This window comes from Arthrobacter sp. Z4-13 (assembly GCF_054792705.1).
In genome coordinates this window covers 349633-367379 of the sequence record NZ_CP096458.1, presented here as the reverse complement: position 1 = coordinate 367379, position 17747 = coordinate 349633, and the positions used below count along the sequence as shown (strand labels likewise).

Genomic DNA, 17747 nt, shown 5'->3' with positions numbered 1-17747 from the left:
AGCCGCCGTCGCTCTCCCTGCACGACCTGACCGCTTGCCCGATCTGGATGGGGCCCGGACCCAGATACAGCCCCGTTAAATTACAGACTCCGTAACTCCGTCAGTTTGCATAGTTCTCGCGCTGCTCAGGAACTCGTACGGGGAAATCGAAACTTCCAAGCTTACGATTACGGTGCCGGGAGTCAGTGCGGCGAGGGCGGAACGGCTCATGTCGCCGCCTTCAGGAGCCGCGGTAGGCCGAGATGATCTGCACGTTGGTGTACTCCAGAACCCCATCAAGCCCGTTCTCTACGCCGACGCCGGACCTCTTGTGCCCGCTCAGTGGGAAATCCGGTGTGAGTCGTTGTGTCTCGTTGATCCATACGATGCCCGAGTCGATCCGCTGCGCTATGTCGCTCGCAACCTTGAGGTCGGCCGACCAGACGGATCCGCCCAGGCCGTACGGAGACGCGTTCACGCGGTCGATGACCTCGTCCACGTCGGAGAACTTGAGGAATGGGACGATGGGACCGAATGACTCCTCCGCAACAACCTCAGAGTCGTCAGGCGGATTGTCGACGATCGACGGGGCAATGTAAAAGCCTTTCCCCTCGGGAATCTCGCCTCGTAGGAGGAACGAATGCCCTTCTGCCGAGACACGGTCGATAAGGGCACAGACACGGTCGTATTGGTCGCGGTGCGCCACCGGACCGAGGTCGATGTCGGGGTCGAGGCCGTTTCCGGTGCGCAACTGCCGTGCATACTCCACCACACGGGCGGCGAAGGTCTCGTAGATGCTTTCGTGGATGTACACGCGCTTGGCAGCGAGGCAGTACTGCGCGTTATTGGTGAAGCACATCCAGAAGACCTTTTGGGCGGTGCTTTCGATGTCGACGTCAGGCATGACGATTGCGGCGTCATTGCCGCCGAGTTCTAGCGTGACGCTCGCCAGGGACTCAGCTGCGGAGCGCATGACGGCACTTCCGGTGTTCGTCGAGCCAGTGAAGACGATTCGGTCGATGCGTGGGTCACTCGTCAGCTGCGGCCCGAGGTCGTGATCGCCGGCGACGACGTTGAGGACGCCGCGTGGTAATACCGGCTGGATGAGCTCGGCGATCCGAAGGTTGGTGACCGGCGTATACGGAGACGGCTTCAGCACCACCGTGTTGCCGGTGAGAAGCGCCGGGGCGACCTTCCACATCGCGAGGGTCACGGGAAAGTTCCAGGGCGACAGCGCAGCGACGACACCGAGCGGGACACGACGCTCGCGGACGACGCGATCGTCGTCTTCCTCGACGACCACATCCCAGGGGACTTCGAGCTCGGCCATCTCCTTGAACCATAGGCAGGCACGTCCGATCTCTGACCTAGCCTCGCTGAGACGCTTGCCTTGCTCGGAGGTGAGGAGCATCGCGAGCTCCTCCTGATGGTCCTGGATCAGGGCGGAGATCTTCTGAAGTGCGGACCGGCGTTGCTCGACCGGGGTGTCCCGCCACGCCGGGAATGCGGTGCGGGCTGCCTCGATGGCTGCCGATAGCTGCTCGGGTGATCCGCTCGGGGAGTGCGCGAACACGCTCTCGTCAGCGGGATTAAGGATCTCGATCGGCGGGCGGTCGCCGTCGACCAGCTCTCCGTCGATGAGCAGCTTCGGTGCCAGCGGCGCGTCGGTAAAATTCACCATCATGTCTATTCCTTTGATTCGTTGCCCTAAGGGTCAGCGCGGGGCCATGCGAATGGCGCCATCGAGACGGATGGTCTCACCGTTCAACATGGCGTTCTCGATAATGTGCATGACGAGGGCGCCGTACTCGTCGGGGCGGCCCAGACGGGACGGATGGGGTACCTGCTCGCCGAGCCTTGCACGATACTCCTCCGTCAGATCGTTCATGAGCATCGGCGTCTCGAAGATTCCGGGCGCGATGGTCGCCACGCGGATTTGTGAACGCGCGAATTCGCGCGCGAGGGGAAGCGTCAGGCCGGCCACGCCAGCCTTTGATGCCGCATATGCCGCCTGACCGATCTGGCCATCGAATGCCGCGACGGACGCCGTGTTAATGATGACGCCACGCTCTTCGCCGATCGGATCGGCCTGGAGCATAGCCGGCACGGTGAGACGGATCGCGTTGAACGTGCCAATGAGATTGATGCGCACGACGCGTGTGAAGTCCTCCAGGGGGGCGGGGACGCCCTTGCGCAAAACCAGCCCCGGGGTGCCGACCCCCGCGCAGTTCACGAGGATGCGCACGGGGCCGCGCTCAGCAGCGCGCTGCACGGCTTGGCTCACCGATCCCTCGTCTGTGACATCGCCCTGAACGAAGTCGACGCGCGTGCCGAGCTCGTCGACGACGCCATGCCCCGCCTCCTCTGACATATCGAGGATTGTGACGTGAGCTCCTGCCTGATGAAGTTGGCGCGTTGCGTTCAGCCCGAGGCCAGACGCGCCCCCGGTCACGATCGCACTAGATCCCGCAATGTCGATCATCCTAGCCTCTCTGCCTTACACCATTAAGAAATACAGTCACGAGTGACTGTTTATGTTCATACGGTAGCCCCAGAGGCCGGGCTGGTCAAGGCGCTGGTAAGGAGGGGGCGCCGCTCGGTGTGATGCCGAGGAGGCAACGCGCTACTTGCTTCCACTCGTCGACGGCGGGTTCCGTTGCCGCTGGGGCCCCCGTCAAGGCGTAGGTCAGGGCTGTGCCGCGCATGCTCGTCAGTAGGAGATTGGCCAGCGCCTGGTAGTTCGGAAGCGCGGACAGCTGCGGGCCGAAAAATGAGCGGACAGTGTCCTGAATTACCTGTCCGAGTGCGCGTTCGCCCGGAAGCAGGACGGCGAGCAGCTGCTCATCGTGGCGAGCGGCGATCCACAGTTCGGTGGAGGCCCAGAAGTAACTTTGCTGGTGGGTCTCCCACATCGCCTCGATTGCGGCGTCAAGGCGATCGGCGGGCCTATCGGGCCAGATCGATCGTTGCTGCAGGAGGCCCATTCGCGTGGTGGCGAGCCGTTGAACCGCAGCGACGAGCAGCTCGTTCCGGGAGGGAAAGTGGTGGAGGAGCCTCCCGCGGCTCACCCCTGCCGCTTCTTGGATGCGGGTGGTTGTCGCCCCTGCATACCCATCGGTGGTAAGGACGGTAATCGCCGCATTGAGGATCTGCGTCCTGGTCTTCACGCTTCGTTCCTGGACGGCGCGGTGGCGCAGCGGGGACTGGTCCGCGTCTGCCATCGAAGTGCCTCCTTCTGGTCAGTGTCGAGTAAGCATTGTGGCGATCGATCTGCGGTGCAGGGTCGTTGCGCTCTATGCCAGATTCTCATATCGTAGCTAATAACAGTCAGAGTTGACTGTTTAAACAGCAAGAGAACCTCAACGAAGGAGCTGATGTGTCGCACTGGAGCATTGTTCTCATGCCATCCTTTGGCCTCGGTTCGGGCATTGCTGTCGCCTACGGCCGAGCCGAGGCTGCGCAACGCGGTGGCGGAGGTGCGCCACTGGGACACCTACCGATCTGGCCCCCTGGAGACGATGTTGAGCTAGTGGGCTCGGCGGGAACAGGACGATGACCATGACCTCCAATACCGGCACATCGCCGTCTTCGGAAACGCTGCAAGTGACAGATATCGACGTCGCTTCGACCCTCGATGCTCTGCTCGCTGAACGCTGGAGTTGTCGGGCATTCCTCCCGGAACAGCTCGAACCCGATGTTGTCACGGCGATCCTCACCGCGGCCGCGCACACCCCATCGTGGTGCAACACTCAGCCATGGCACCTCGACGTGGTGTCGGGCGACGCGCTCGAACGGCTGCGTGCGAGGCTTTCAGAGGACGCGGTGATCGAGGAGCCGCGTCCTGACATCCCCTTTCCTGCGTCATATGAAGGCGTTTATCGAGACCGCCGTAGAAAGTCCGGCTGGGCGTTGTATGAGTCCGTCGGCGTGGCGCGCGGTGACCGCGAGGCGTCTCGTGAGCAAGCGAGGCAGAATTTTGAGTTCTTCGGTGCGCCCCATGTGGTCATCATGTCGGCGCCGGTGCATCTCGGCGTCTATGCGGCCATCGATTGTGGACTCTTTGCCCAGAGCTTCATGCTCTCGGCGCAGGCCCGCGGGGTGGGAACGATCGCGCAGGCTTCGATCGCTGCGGAGGCACCCCTTCTTCGTGAGGAGTTGGCGATTTCCCAGGACCGAATGATCTTGTTCGCGATCGCTTTCGGGCGTCCCGATAGGGCGCATCCAGCGAACGGGTTCCGGACTGAAAGGGAGTCGTTGAGTAGGATGGTGACCTTTCGCGATTAGCACGAGCTGGGACGCTGCAGTTGCGACGGCCGTCCCAAAATTCGGTGGTCTCGACATCCTGGAACAACGCCGGCACCATCAACTTCGTCCCGATCGATAAGTATTCGCTGGGTCAGTGGAACTGAGTGATCGCGATCACTTCACGGAAACTTTCCTACGGATCAAGACAGCACTCCCTGCACTCAAGGAATCCGGCGGAGGGCTGATCATTAATGTCCCGTCGGCCGCGGGTCTCAATGGAGTGCCGCGTCGTTCCCGGTACACGGCTGAGAGGGTCGTGATCCGGGGCCGGGGCCCACCAAGGAGGCGGGATTAGATCTCGAACGACACGGAATTCGAGTGAACTCAGTCCACCCCGGTGACACTCGAAACCTCAAGGACCGAAGGCAACGAAATCGACTAGAGTGCGGTTGCGATGGCCCGCTTGGTTGAGCCGCTCGAAGTGGCGCACCTTCTCCTGTGCTTGCCAGCGATGAATTTAGCTCCTCGACGGGAGCAGAGTTCATCGCCGCCGGTGGCGAGACCGCAGGAATCGTTCCTGCTAATCCGCTTTAGCACCCCGCGAATCTCCAAGGTGCCGAGAGAATTCTTGGCGGCGGTTCGCTATACCTTGGCTACCATGCGTACAGCAGCCTGCCGGTAGCGCTCGGCGATTTCCAGTGCTGAGAGGGGGCCGCCAGGAGAGTACCAGTCGAGGATTCCATTCGTCATTCCAAGTAGCTGGCGTGCCGTAAACCGCGTGTCGCTGGGATCGAAGATTCCGTCGGAGACCCCCGCGGCGAGAAGCTTCTCAAGGGTATTCTCGACGTTAGCGCGCCTAGAGAGATATCGCGCACGCAATTCCGGCCCAAGAAACCGCGACTCGGCGTGCAGTGACGCTAGGTCCCGTCGATTCGAGTTATGCAGCGCCAGAACCGTGATGTAGTTCTCGAACCCCACCCGCGGATCGCCTCCGGCCTCCTCGAGGCACATCTCGCTTTGCACCTGAAAGTCATCCAAGGCAATTTCGAGCAGGGCGAAGAGGATGCCTTCCTTGTTTCCGTAGTGGTAGTAAAGAGCGGGCATGGTGAGGCCGGCGCCGGTCGCGATATTCCTCACTGTCGTGCCGTGGTAGCCGTGTTGCTGAAACTCCACCAGGGCCGCTTTCAGGATGGTGGGGAGAATCGGGCTGGGATACGAACGCCAGTCGGCTGCCCGCGGCGTGCCCGAAAGTTCCGTACTTGTGCCAGTCTCGCCCATCTAGACTCTCCATCTGCATCTCCAGCGCCAGTGTGGGCGCTGAACCTACGTTATCAGGGGCGCGCTGAGCAAGTCCTACCGCCACCGAGGGGGCCGCTTCTCAGCGAACGCCGCCATGCCCTCAATGCCTTCGTCGCTGGGAAAGACGGCCGCCGTCGTCTCCTCATTTGCGTCCCATGCACTCTCGCCCGTCCAATCTTCGTTCCAGACGGACCCGTCCGTCGCAGCGCGATACGCGGTCTTTTTCGTCAATCGCACGGCGTTCGGTCCGTTCGCCGCGATGCGTCGCGCGAGGCTCAGTGCCTCGTCGAGGACGTTCTCGGCCTCGACGGCACGGTTGATGAGTCCCCACGACAGCGCTGTACTCGCGTCGATCGGCTCGGCCGTAAGGAGCATTTCCAGCGACCGGCGCAAGCCCACGAATTCATGCAGACGTACGGCACCGCCTGCCGCCGCATAGAGGCCCCAGCTTGTCTCCGGGAAGGCGAATCGCGCCTGATTCGACGCGACGACGAGATCGCAGGCGAGAGCGATCTCGAGACCGCCGCCCATCGCGTGTCCGTTGACGGCTGCAATAGTCGGCTTGTTGCACCACTGGCGAACTATCCCGCCAAAGTGCCAGTCAGGATGTTCGGGGGAGTGGACGCTGCTGGCGCGGAGTCCGCGCGCTAGCTCCTTCAGGTCCGCGCCCGCACAAAAGGAGCTGCCTGCCCCGGTAAGCACCACGACACGAATGCTGTCGTCCGCATTTGCGGCGGCGAGAGCTGTTCCGAGAGCCGAAGACACCGCGGAATTGACCGCGTTGTGTGCATTTGGCCGATTGATGCGGATCACGGCGATTCTATCAATTGTCTCACTGAGGACGACGGGGTCGACGGTCCGTGTAGTCGGGATAGTAGTCATGGCCTCACCTTCCTATTTAGATAGCGTTCACTATATCGCGATACGTGGATCCGAGCCATTATGCGCGGCGCTTTGTGATGTCGAGAGCTATTAGAGGTATGTCCGATCAGCGATTCCACCGGCCAAGATGGCGCCACGCGGGAACAAATGCCAAGCATCGTGCCGCCTTCCCTCCGGCAGCGGGATCGCGGACTCAGCGTCGCTACACCCCAGTGAGATGTGTCTAGCCCAGGGACTTCTCAAGTTCTGGACTCCCCATTGCTGCATCGATGACCTTGGAACTACGCGCGCCCGCGTCGTCCGCATTTTCGCGGCAGGCAAGTGGCTTTGGAAAATTCGCCCTTGCCACCAAGATACGTGTTCGGCGGAATCAACTGCCTGCGATCTCTGTAGGTAAGAATCCTTGCGTCCACGAGTCGTTTGGGCCTATATTAGCTAGCGTTCAGTAAGTTCGACGTTGAGGCAGGGGCGCTGGCAATGGCGAGAAGAGGACCACGTTCGCTCGACGCGGCCGGCCGTGACAGCGGAGGTGGCGACGACCGCAGGTTCGAACATGCCGGGAAGCGAAGGACGGTATGGGTTTGACGGCTCGCGGCCCGCTCGTGGGGCTGGAAGTAGTCGAACTCGGAGGCATCGGGCCGAGCCCGTTCGGGGGCATGCTGCTGTCCGATCTTGGAGCAAGCGTTACCCGCGTGGAGCGAGTCACCAACGTGGATGTGCGTGACATCAATGTGGAGGCACATGCTGTCCTCACGCGGGGAAGACGTTCGGTCGCGCTCGACCTCACGACTTCGAGCGGTGCTGCAGCCGCGCAGCGCCTCATCGACCGGGCTGATGTGCTGCTCGAGGGGTTTCGCCCCGGGGTGCTTGAGCGGCTCGGTTTCGCACCCGAGGCATTGAGCGCGCGCAACCCCAGGCTCGTCATTGGACGGGTGACGGGGTGGGGCCAAGACGGGCCGAGGGCGGCGACCGCAGGTCACGACATCAATTATCTGGCCGTGAGCGGCATGCTCGCCGCTACCGTTGCGTCAGACGGCACTCCAGTGGCTCCGTTGAACGTTCTGGGTGACTTCGGCGCCGGCGGCCTACTCCTCGCGTTCGGTGTGCTGGCCGCAGTGTACGAGGCTCAGCGTACGGGGCAGGGGCAGGTGGTCGATACAGCGATCGTGGACGGAACAGCGCTCTTCACGGGTATGCTGCACGCCATGCGTCATCACGGAATGTGGGACGACGACAGCGCCGGGGGCAATATCTTCGATGGAGGCGCGCCGTTCTACGGGGTGTACCGCACGCGGGATAACGAGTGGATTGCAGTCGGGGCAATTGAGCCGAAGTTTTACAACAGATTGATCGAGACGCTCGGATTGGGCGATGCTCTCCATGGGCTCTCGCAGCACGATCGTTCGCACTGGCCGCAAACTCGGGACCTCATCGCGCAGGCGTTCGCGGGCGCACCGCTGGCGAGTTGGATGGAGGCTTTTACCGGAGTAGACGCTTGCGTCACGCCCGTGATCCGGTCCGCCGACGTACATTCTGAGCCGCATCTCGCCTCGCGAGCGGTTTATTCGCAGGTGCATGGAATGACACACCCGGCTCCCGCGCCGCGATTCTCACGCCATGCTGACCTCGCGGCGCCGACCTGTGTCGCTCCCGGGCGTCACACCAGGGCAACGTTGCAGAACCTCGACTTCGATGAGGCGGAGATCGAAGAAATGATGGCACAGCGTGCGGCGCGCCAAGCCGGAGTCACTCTCCGCGGGTGACAGCGAGAGGCGCAGAAGCTCTGAGTCGGACATGCTGCGACGACGAGATCATAATGAGTAAAAGAATGGAGACGGCAATCGTGGGGTACGAAGAAACGATTGAGGGCAGCGAGATGGCGATGACGGCTTCACCGGGTCTAATGATGGACTTTCCTCTGACAACGACCCATTTCCTGTGGCGCATGCGGAACGTGCATCCTGACAGCCGGATCGTTTCGGTCCGAGATGCCGACGGTGAGTCCGACTCTCAGACCTTCGCGGAAACGGCGGACCGGTGTGAGCGTCTGGCGGCGGCGCTCGATCGCCGCGGGATCCGCCGTGGGGATCACATCGCATCGTTCGCGTGGAACAACGCCGAGCACATGGAGACCTACCTAGGCATAATGGGCATGGGCGTCGTGCTGCACACGATCAACCTGCGCCTGCACGACGACCAGATAGTGTGGACGGTGCGCCACGCGCGGGACCGCGTACTCATTGTCGATGACTCGCTCAGCGCACAGATCTTCCCATTGCTGCCGCTGATGCCGTCGGTTGAATTCATCGTGGTCATCGGCGACGGCGAGATCCCCGCAGCTGACCTGCCGGTAATCCGGTACGCGGACATCATCGAGGAAGACGCTCAAGGGTACGCGTTCCCGGCGCTTGACGAGCGCTGCGGCGCCGCGCTCTGTTACACGTCGGGCACGACAGGGGATCCAAAGGGCGTGCTGTACTCGCATCGGTCCATTGTGCTCCATGCGCTCACGATGGCCGGGGGCGACGTCGTAGGCATCCACGGACACGATGTCGTCCTTGCCACGGTGTCGATGTTCCACGCGGTGGGGTGGGGTCTGCCGTTCATTGCCATCGTCACGGGTGCCGATCTCATTATGCCCAGCCGGTATCTGCAACCGGCCAGTCTCGCCCGGATGATTTCGGCGCACGAGGTGACGTGGTCGGCCGGTGTCCCGACCATCTGGATGGACCTGATCCGGTATCTGGACTCGGGTCCAGAGAAGGGCAGCAACACCACTCAGGTACTGGCCTCTGTTCGCAAGCTATTTCTCGGCGGTAGCCAGGTGCCGCGAGACCTCATCGTGCGGATGAGGGACGACTTTGACGTCGATGTCGTTTCCGGATGGGGGATGACTGAGACGTTCCCCGGTGCGGCCGTCACTTACGTAGATCCACGAGCAAGTGAGGAGGAGCTTCTGGCGAAACGGGTCAAGGGTGGGCGGGTGAGCCCTTTCTACGAGGTCCGGATCGTTGCCGAGGACGGTGCGGTGCTTCCTCACGACGGGAAGTCGCGGGGTGAACTCGAGGTTCGCGGACCGATGGTATCGTCTCACTACTACGGCTTGAGTGACGAGCAGGCGGCGGACAAGTTTCACGACGGTTGGCTGCGCACGGGCGATATCTCAACCGTGGATCGTGAGGGTTGGATCACCCTGTTGGACAGGTCGAAGGACGTGATCAAGTCCGGCGGCGAATGGATCTCTTCGGTCGATCTTGAGCAAGCCCTCCTGGATCACCCAGATATTCATGAGGTTGCCGTCGTGGCCCGCTCGGATCCGCGCTGGATGGAAAGACCTCACGCCTTCATCGTCGCGTCGGATGATCTCGATACCGAGGCATTGCGCGAGTTCCTCGCCGATAAAGTACCGAGGTGGTGGGTGCCCGAGCACTTCGAGCGGATCGAGGAGATTCCGCGGACTACCACTGGAAAGCACAATAAGAGGGAACTCCGGGCGCGTTTCTCAGGAGAGGCCGCCATCACCGAGGGAGAGAAATGAACATGCGCGACGCGGTGATTGTCGATGCGGTGCGAACCGCATCGGGCAAGGGAAAACAAGGCGGGGCGCTATCTGGCGTGCATCCCGTCGACATGCTAGCGACCGTCATTTCCGCACTGGTTGAACGCACTGGAATTGACGCGACGACCATCGACGACGTCATTGCTGGCTGCGTGAGCCAGATCGGTGACCAGTCCCTAAACATCGCTCGTAGTGCCGCTCTTGCCGCGGGCCTTCCGATACACGTGCCAGGCACGACGGTAGATCGACAGTGTGGGTCCAGCCAGCAAGCCGCGCACTTCGCTGCGCAGGGCGTCATGGCTGGTGCCTATGACGTAGCAATTGCGTGTGGCGTCGAATCGATGAGCCGGATCCCGATGTATTCGAACACACAGGGCGGTGACCCGCATGGGCCGCTGGCATCGAAGTTCACCAGCCTGCCCCCACAGGGAATTGGCGCCGAGCTCATGGCTTCGCGATGGGGCTTGAGCCGGCGTGACCTGGACGCCTTCGCAGCACGCTCTCACGAGCGAGCTGCTCATGCGACGGAGAAGTTTCAGTTCGCTCGTGAGATTGTTCCTGTGGAGGTCTCGGACGGAGAGGTCCATGTTCGCGACGAAACGATACGGGCAACGACCACGGTCGATGCACTCGCCGGGCTTCCGTCAGCGTTCCAGAGCGAACATTTCTCTGCGCGTTATCCAGAGATCGATTGGAGTATCACGGCAGGGAACGCGTCTCCGCTGACTGACGGTGCTTCCGCGGTCCTGATCATGTCGGCAGAGCGCGCTGAGAGTCTTGGGCTACGGGCGCGCGCCCGCTTCCACGCCTTCGCCGTTCGAGGTTCCGATCCGGAGATCATGCTGACTGGACCTATCGAGGCGACGAGGCATGTCCTTGAGCGCACGGGTATGCAGATCAGTGACTTCGATACGTATGAAGTCAATGAAGCATTCGCGTCGGTTCCCTTGGCGTGGGCCGCCGAGTTCCATGCCGATCCTGACAAGCTTAATCCGCGTGGCGGGGCGATCGCGCTGGGACATCCGCTCGGCGCCTCGGGTACCCGGATTCTGACGACGATGCTGCATCACCTTGAAGACACCGGCGGTCGTTTCGGCCTGCAGGCCGTATGTGAGGCCGGTGGCCTCGCCAACGTCACAATCCTGGAGCGTCTCTCACAAGGATGACGTAGATGGAGAATATGCGGCCGTCCGTCCCCTGAACCAATCGGGAAGGAGTACCGAACGGCATTTGGGGGCAAGGTAGCGGTCGTCGCCGGTGGCGGTTCCGGCATCGGTAAGGAAACATCGAATGAGCTCGGATCACTCGGACTCAATGTGGTCGTCGCCGGCTTCGAATTGGATGCTTCGCAAAGTGTGGTCGAGGGTATCCGAGCCGTCGGCGGTGAAGCGAAAGTTGGTCTAGGGCCACACTGCAGTAGCCGACGCCAGTAGGAAGGTTTCCGACTTTGCCCTCAAGGCATACGGGACCCTGAACTATGCGGTGAACAACGCAGAGGTGTCGGCAGCAGAACCGCATCGACGGGCGAGATGGATCTTGATGACTGGGACAGGGTCGTCGACGCTAACCTTAAAGGCGTCGCCTACGGCATGCGCTACCAGATCCCCATCAGCTCCCTGCGATAGTCGCAGCGGGAGCGGGGTGATCGTCAACTCTCATCGGTTGCATGGGGCCGTCGCAAGCCCGGCAAATCAGATGTATGGCCACCAGGCACGCCGTGGTCGGCCTTACCAAGTCGCCAAGCTCATTCGCTTCCTCCCCTCCGACGATGCCTCGTTCATCACGGGCGCCATTACGAAATCGACGGCGGATACACGGTGCTCTCACTCAACGAGGCGATTGGTCTAGCTGATTTCTGGACGCGTGGCTAAGCAAACTCTGTTAGCGGTTTGCGACTTGTGGCAGGCGACGGCGTGTTGAGGCCCGGCGAGGCGGACCTTGGACAGGCCGCGCAAGGCCATCGCCTTCAGCGGCGGGTGTTCCAATCTCGATTCGCCACCGATGATCAGAAGGAGGTCATGGATGCCTTCCTTGAATAAGCGGCCGCCCACTTTTCGGCACCGTTAGTTCGAGCGGTCCCAGTCCCATCCAGGAGCTGCCGACGCGCTTCAAACGCTCGGTGGGCCTGGTCATGAGTTCGGCCCATCCTGCGAGACGGCGGTGCCTCTAGGGCCGACGGCGGCCCACGAGGGCCAGGGGCACGTGGTCTATCGCTTCGAGGCTCGACGACGCACTCCCCTCTCCCGCTCCCGCAGTTCGACCGCTCTTCTCAAACCTCCCACATCTCAATTCTCGGCGGTGCTCTCCCAATTTTGTTAGCCCGCGGGAACCACATCTGCGATGAGCTCACCGACGCGCACCCCGGCCTCCGGCAAGCGGCATCAGCCTTCCCCGAATCCGTCCAAGCATGGGCGGGTGAGCTGGCGGACATTGCTGCCGCGCATTCCGGGCAGCTCGCCGCGATCATCGTCGGTATATCTCTGCCTTTGATTATGCATGGGAAGAAGCAGCTGCCGATCGTTCGCGTATGCGTGTGTGGGACGTGCCCGTAGTCCATGTCCAGGAAGTGGCGCTGAATGTCGATGGCTTGATGCATCTGAAGCGGCTTGCCAGCGCAGATCTACGTGTAGGTGACGGGGACCCGGTCCCATTTCCGGAGGCGATCTGACGGTGGTGGAAACCCCGGGCACACTCCCGGTCACATCTGCCTGCGCGATGAAAGGCGCAAGGTATTTTTGAGCGGCGACCACGTTCTTCCGAGAATAACAGCCAATGTGTCGCTTGAAATGCGAGGCGATCCTGATCCGTTGCGCAGCTGCCCTGAATCTCTCGACCGCATCGAAGAGGATGAAGACTTCGAAGTACTGCCGGCACACGAATACCGCTTTCGTGGCCTCACCGCCCGTGCGCGTGAGTTGAGGTCCCTGGCCCTGGTAAGGTCTAGCTGTATTGACCAGTAGTCATCGACGGCGTTGTGCAGGAACGCGTGACCCGGTCTCCGGTTCGCCGCGGTGCCGGTCTTGTTCCGGTTACCGGCGGGCCCTGCCGACGCTGCGGTGTCGGTCGCCTTCGGGGATCCGGCCAAGTTTCTTGATGTCGACGTGGACCAGGTCCCCGGGGCTGTGGTGCTCGTAGCGGCGGATCACCCGGCCCGTGGCCCGGTCCAGCCACGACAGCCTCGCCAGCCCAAACCTGGACAGCACACGGTGCACGGTGGAGGGGTGAATGCCCAGCAGATAGCCGATCCGTGCCGGTCCCCAGCGGCGGTTGATCCTGATCGCGACGATCCGCCGTTCCCGCCGCATGGAGGTCCGCCGCGGGGAGTTGATGGGCCGGCTGGAACGGTCACCCATCCCGTGTTCCCCTGCTCCCGGTAACGGGCCGCCCACCGCGCTGCGGTCGTCACCGACACCTGGAACCGCTCAGCAGCACGGCGCAGCGGCCACCCGTCATCGACGATGCACCGGGCCAGCCGGAGCCGTCCCTTGGGCGTCAGAAGCGCGTTAGCATGGGACATTGAAGACCTCCTTGTGGTTCGGACTCTAGACAAGCCCCACTCCACTCGGAGGTCTTCTTTTTGTCACCTAACCACGCCGCATGTTCCTAACCTCCGTGGTCAATACATCTAGCGAAGTCCTCGCGCTTATCGAGAGGCAGCAGCACTCTACCGTTTGGAGCATCGCCGCGCGCCTGCAGTGGTCCAAAAGATTCCCATTACTGGGCGGTCTTGAGCTGAGGCTCGCGCTGAGCGAAACCGGCGGTGCACTTACAGTATCTGCGTGGCTCAGGCGTTGAACACGACGGAAGAGGCTTGCCGGCGCGGAAGGCGACCGGCTCCCCACTTTTAGGCTGAACGGGTCCTAACGTGGGCGGCGCAAAATGTCACAGGGCCCCAGCACCAGCAAGTCTTGTTGTTCGCCTTAAGTCACTCTGTATGCAAGATGAGCATCGCGTCCAACAGGTTGCGCCATGAAAAGCGGACAGCCTGAAAGGTAGCGTCGTCCGGCCTGCTGACACCGGGCCCGGAACGATTCCGCAGACGGTTGCCCCTAGTTACTGTGCCTTGAACTGCAGGTCCCCGGCCCCTCCGTTTGACGCAAATACTGCTGGTGAAACGGGTTCGCTTCCGAGATTTAATCGGTGGTCCATCCGCTCTCGTTTGGTCTGCAGGTAATGGATATTCTGATCTCGGAAAGGAACCTCTGCAGGCACCATCCCGGTGACGAAAAGCCCGGCCTGGTTGAGTCGCTTCCGTTTGTCGGGGTTATTGCTGAGGAGCCGCACCTCCCGCAAGCCCATTTGCATCAAGATCTGAGCAGCAGCGACGTAGCACCGCGCGTCTACCGGCAGGCCCAGTTGTTCATTGGCCTCCACCGTGTCGAAACCGGCTTCCTGAAGCGCGTAGGCCTTGATCTTGTTGGCGAGACCGATGCCCCGCCCCTCCTGCCCGCGAAGATACAGCAACGTCCCGCCGCACCGGCTGATCACCTCCAATGCATAGTCGAGCTGCTCGCCGCAGTCGCAACGGTATGAGCCAAAAACATCACCGGTAAGGCATTCCGAGTGCAGCCTTACAAGGGGTGCTGCTCCCTCCACGGATGGAACGGGCGAGCTGACGGCAAGATGTTCGACCCCGGTTACCTCGTCGATCCACGCCTGAGCCCGAAAGACTCCGAACCGTGTGGGCAGGTCCACTACCGGACCGCCGTAGACGGGATGAGCGCCGCGCTCCGTCGTTACGGTAGCCCTTGCTTCCAAAGCTGACATAGCCCTTCCTCATTTCACTAACGGAACCAGTTGTGAGTTGCTCGCCCCACTTGGGGGGCGGGTAAGTCCTCGGTAATGTGACACGGGCACCACGACGTCTGCTGCCCGGACGCTGAAGGGCCGAATCGCTGGACCCGGCCCTTCAGCCGTTTTATGCGTTGAGGTCAAGTCCATGGCCAGGCTCACAGGGAAGTTCGGGGGCACGATAGCCGCGACCACTCCAAGAGGCACTCGTCGCGTGATCATCGTGTGAGTGTCGGTCTCGTCGGTCTGTGTCCGCGCACGTCGAGCCTCGCCAGCACCTCGCACCACCAGGACGTGCGGGAACTTTCGGCGCAGGTGCGCAGCCAAGTGCTTACCTTGTTCCGTCGTCAGTAGCGTTGCCAGCTCGTCGACATGGTCCAGAAGGGTCTTGCCGAGGAGCCGCCCAACATCTCGGCGACGCTCAACTTCTGCTCGGCGCCAGACGAGAAAGGCTTCTTGCGCCGCCTTCACTGCCTCATCCAGCTTGGGAGTCGGTCGCGTCCGGCACGTGGGCGATCACGGCCCCCTTCGCCGGGAACAACAACATCGAGCAACGCCGCCTCACCGGAGACAAGTTGTCCGTTGATCAGCATGGGCATCCCTAAAGTTGACTGGGCCTCCATCACAGCTTCCTTCCACATGGTTCGAGAACTGAGCGAACGTGCCGATGAAGCTAGTTCTTGCCCCACAGGGCGCGGTACTGATCTTCATAGTTCTTGGTGCCGGTCCAGCTCTCCACGTCACCAATGGTCGTCCGGTCAAAGGTCTGGAAGGGTGAGGCTGCGTAATCCTCAAGATCGAACTCCATGCCCAGGTCGATCCGAGCCAACATGTCCGCAGCCAGCCAAGAGACTTCGCCCAAACCGTTGATTGTGCCGATGGTGTACTCACCATCCCGCAGCCCGTCGAGCTGATCCTCCGTGATGTTGGGCACCGCGATCTGCACATCCTTCATACCTGCTGCATCGAGTGCCTGACGCAGACCGTTGGCTGCGGGCGCGAGGGCAGCGACGACATACTTGATGTCCGGGTGCTTCCGCAGCTCGGCAACCACGAGATCTGCCAGGCCGCCTGCTCCCATCTGCGAAAAAGAGACTCCCAACTGCTGGACCGTGCAGTTGCTGCATGTCTCGTTCAGGTGCCCGACGGCCAGCTCGGTGCTTACCCTAACGATCTCGGCCTCGGGAAGACCGACCATGAGAACGCTCGCGGACCCCTCACTGTCAGCAATCACCCAGTCGATGGGCGGCAGCAGGGTCGCCAACGCACCCTCAGGCGTGCCCAGCATCCCGTGGACTCCGTTCGTTGCGGCATCCGCCTCGCCAGTCCCGGAGTAGAGGACGACCGGCACTCCCGCAGCCTTCGCCACGTCGAGTCCTGGCTTAATCGCAGGGATATCCCCCAAGACCTCGACGATATAGTCGGCGCCAGCTTGGACGGCCTGCCTGATGCCGTTGACCGCCCCCTGAGGATCGCTCGACTCGAACCCGATCACCCTGGGGGTCCAGCCCAGCGCCTGCACTGCTTCATTAAAGGGCTCGACGAGCCCTATGGTGGTCGGGTTAGCGGGGTACACCAGGTACGCCACCTTCCCTGCCGCGGGCGTGGCGGTCAGAGACTCAGTGAGCGCGATCTCAGTGACAGGACGCAGCAGAGGTTCGAGGCGTTCAGCCGCGGCCTTCGCCGCCTCGGTGTCCTTCGTGTTGCCGCTCGACGACCCTGTGTCGGGCGATCCTGCGCCACACGCGGTGACGACCATCAGGGCGGCAAGGCACGCGAGGACGCCTAGTCGACACGAACGGAGACGTTTTCGTATATCTAGCAAAGTAGTGCCCTTTCTTGACGACAATTAATGCCTGCTTGGGTGACGTGCGTAGACTGGCAGCGGTCCGGCGATAGAACGCTCAACTAAGGAACGGGACAGGTGTCCTCACAGTCGCGAGTCACGACCGAGACGCCCGCTGTGTGACACCGCCCGTGGCTGGTTCCCCATCGGCCCTGTCCGAGGGAGCGGTCGGCCGGTCCTGCTTCGCGCGTTTGATCTGTCGAGCACCGAAGATGACTGCGAGGACGAGGGCGATGCCGTTGAACATTGGCGTGATCCAGAATCCGCCTTCGAGCAACGTAAGTTGCAAGCCCTGTGCGCCGATGGCCAACGTCAGGATCGCCAGAATCGTGCCCCAGACGTTTGGTCTGCGGTTGAACTGAGTGGCACCTAGGAAGATCGCGGCGAATGCCGGGAAGATCAAAGCCATCCCGATGGTGTTGGCGAATATGCCAACTTGCGCGGCGTACACGATGCCGGCGAGTCCTGCGATGAAACCCGAGGCAACGAACGACCCCAAGACCATGGCATCGGTTCGTACGCCTGACAGTCGTGCCGCTTCGCGATTCATGCCGGTCGCAAACATGTGCCGGCCCAGCTTCGTCCTCTCCAGCAAGTACCACAGGATGACTGCAATACCCATGGCGCAGTACAGTGGCGCGGGTACCCCCAGCCACCGGGCCTGTCCGAAGTTGGAGAAGCCTTCGCTGAAGTCGCCGCGCAGCTGCTGGTTGTTGGAAATTTTGAGCGCAATGGCTGCAAGCACCTGACTCATCGCAAGCGTTGCGATGAAGGAACTGACATTCAACTTGACGACCAGCACGCCGTTGACCAGTCCCGCCAGTGTGCAGACGACGACGGCCACGATGCAGATGGCGGGCAGGCTGCCCTCGGGGTGCAGAGCGCTCTGCCAAGTGACGATGGCAACGCCCAGCGCCATGTTGACGCCGACGGTGATGTCGAACTCTCCCACGACCAACGGCAGGAGCGCTGCCAGCGCGAGCATCGTCCCGATCGCCTGGCTGGACGCCACCGCCTGAAAGGTCAGCATCGAGAGGAATAGATTGGGGCTGATGATCCCAAAGGTGATGATGATTGCCGCCAAGAGGTAGAGCACGCTCACGCGCCGGGGGCTCAAGACTTGCAGTAGCATAGACTTCTTCATTT

16 protein-coding genes and 1 pseudogene are annotated in these 17747 nt (G+C 61.9%); 7 read left to right on the top strand and 10 right to left on the bottom strand.

The window, feature by feature from the left end:
* Positions 1–220 precede the first annotated feature (220 nt).
* The 3 genes from M1E07_RS01765 to M1E07_RS01755 form a co-directional block, all read right to left on the bottom strand.
* Positions 221–1663, bottom strand: a complete 1443-nt coding sequence (locus M1E07_RS01765) for an aldehyde dehydrogenase family protein (protein ID WP_461175120.1) — start codon at positions 1661–1663, stop codon at positions 221–223.
* A 30-nt stretch (positions 1664–1693) separates the two neighbouring features.
* Complete coding sequence (locus M1E07_RS01760) at positions 1694–2458, bottom strand: SDR family NAD(P)-dependent oxidoreductase (RefSeq protein WP_461175335.1); 765 nt, start codon at positions 2456–2458, stop codon at positions 1694–1696.
* A gap of 88 nt (positions 2459–2546) precedes the next feature.
* The gene (locus M1E07_RS01755; protein WP_461186657.1) at positions 2547–3200 is read right to left on the bottom strand and encodes a TetR/AcrR family transcriptional regulator; all 654 of its coding nucleotides are present in this window, start codon (positions 3198–3200) and stop codon (positions 2547–2549) included.
* A 337-nt stretch (positions 3201–3537) separates the two neighbouring features.
* Here M1E07_RS01755 and M1E07_RS01750 point away from each other — a divergent pair, with 337 nt between their 5' ends.
* Both M1E07_RS01750 and M1E07_RS01745 read left to right on the top strand, forming a co-directional pair.
* Positions 3538–4263 (top strand): nitroreductase, encoded by a 726-nt coding sequence (locus tag M1E07_RS01750; RefSeq protein WP_461186656.1) that lies wholly within the window; start codon positions 3538–3540, stop codon positions 4261–4263.
* A gap of 115 nt (positions 4264–4378) precedes the next feature.
* Positions 4379–4579 (top strand): SDR family NAD(P)-dependent oxidoreductase, encoded by a 201-nt coding sequence (locus tag M1E07_RS01745; protein WP_461175117.1) that lies wholly within the window; start codon positions 4379–4381, stop codon positions 4577–4579.
* A 287-nt stretch (positions 4580–4866) separates the two neighbouring features.
* On the opposite strand, the gene M1E07_RS01740 is transcribed toward M1E07_RS01745, so the two are convergent.
* Together M1E07_RS01740 and M1E07_RS01735 are read right to left on the bottom strand one after the other, a co-directional pair.
* The gene (locus M1E07_RS01740) at positions 4867–5502 is read right to left on the bottom strand and encodes a TetR/AcrR family transcriptional regulator (protein WP_461186655.1); all 636 of its coding nucleotides are present in this window, start codon (positions 5500–5502) and stop codon (positions 4867–4869) included.
* Between the two features lie 75 nt (positions 5503–5577).
* Positions 5578–6336 (bottom strand): enoyl-CoA hydratase/isomerase family protein, encoded by a 759-nt coding sequence (locus tag M1E07_RS01735; protein ID WP_461186654.1) that lies wholly within the window; start codon positions 6334–6336, stop codon positions 5578–5580.
* A gap of 725 nt (positions 6337–7061) precedes the next feature.
* Between M1E07_RS01735 and M1E07_RS01730 the strand changes: the two genes are divergently transcribed.
* The 5 genes from M1E07_RS01730 to M1E07_RS01710 all read left to right on the top strand — a co-directional run bounded on the left by M1E07_RS01730 (position 7062) and on the right by M1E07_RS01710 (position 12924).
* The gene (locus tag M1E07_RS01730; protein WP_461175114.1) at positions 7062–8168 is read left to right on the top strand and encodes a CaiB/BaiF CoA transferase family protein; all 1107 of its coding nucleotides are present in this window, start codon (positions 7062–7064) and stop codon (positions 8166–8168) included.
* A 65-nt stretch (positions 8169–8233) separates the two neighbouring features.
* Positions 8234–9943: a long-chain-fatty-acid--CoA ligase gene (locus M1E07_RS01725; RefSeq protein ID WP_461186653.1), complete on the top strand. Its 1710-nt coding sequence runs from the start codon at positions 8234–8236 to the stop codon at positions 9941–9943.
* 2 nt (positions 9944–9945) lie between these two features.
* On the top strand, positions 9946–11130 hold the full coding sequence (locus M1E07_RS01720; protein ID WP_461175334.1) for a thiolase family protein: 1185 nt from the start codon (positions 9946–9948) through the stop codon (positions 11128–11130).
* 12 nt (positions 11131–11142) lie between these two features.
* The gene (locus tag M1E07_RS01715; protein ID WP_461175333.1) at positions 11143–11397 is read left to right on the top strand and encodes an SDR family NAD(P)-dependent oxidoreductase; all 255 of its coding nucleotides are present in this window, start codon (positions 11143–11145) and stop codon (positions 11395–11397) included.
* A gap of 1197 nt (positions 11398–12594) precedes the next feature.
* Positions 12595–12924 (top strand): MBL fold metallo-hydrolase, encoded by a 330-nt coding sequence (locus M1E07_RS01710; RefSeq protein ID WP_461175332.1) that lies wholly within the window; start codon positions 12595–12597, stop codon positions 12922–12924.
* Here M1E07_RS01710 and M1E07_RS01705 read toward each other — a convergent pair.
* The 5 genes and pseudogenes from M1E07_RS01705 to M1E07_RS01685 form a co-directional block, all read right to left on the bottom strand.
* Positions 12921–13481 (bottom strand): annotated as a pseudogene (locus M1E07_RS01705) (helix-turn-helix domain-containing protein); the annotation flags it as partial. The gene M1E07_RS01710 and the pseudogene M1E07_RS01705 overlap by 4 nt on opposite strands.
* Positions 13482–14017: 536 nt before the next feature.
* Positions 14018–14731, bottom strand: a complete 714-nt coding sequence (gene ribA / locus M1E07_RS01700; protein WP_461175112.1) for a GTP cyclohydrolase II — start codon at positions 14729–14731, stop codon at positions 14018–14020.
* 9 nt (positions 14732–14740) lie between these two features.
* Complete coding sequence (locus M1E07_RS01695) at positions 14741–15226, bottom strand: aldehyde dehydrogenase family protein (RefSeq protein WP_461186652.1); 486 nt, start codon at positions 15224–15226, stop codon at positions 14741–14743.
* Positions 15227–15428: 202 nt separating this feature from the next.
* The gene (locus M1E07_RS01690) at positions 15429–16514 is read right to left on the bottom strand and encodes a sugar ABC transporter substrate-binding protein (RefSeq protein WP_461186651.1); all 1086 of its coding nucleotides are present in this window, start codon (positions 16512–16514) and stop codon (positions 15429–15431) included.
* Positions 16515–16698: 184 nt separating this feature from the next.
* Positions 16699–17703 (bottom strand): ABC transporter permease, encoded by a 1005-nt coding sequence (locus tag M1E07_RS01685; protein ID WP_461175324.1) that lies wholly within the window; start codon positions 17701–17703, stop codon positions 16699–16701.
* Positions 17704–17747: the final 44 nt, after the last annotated feature.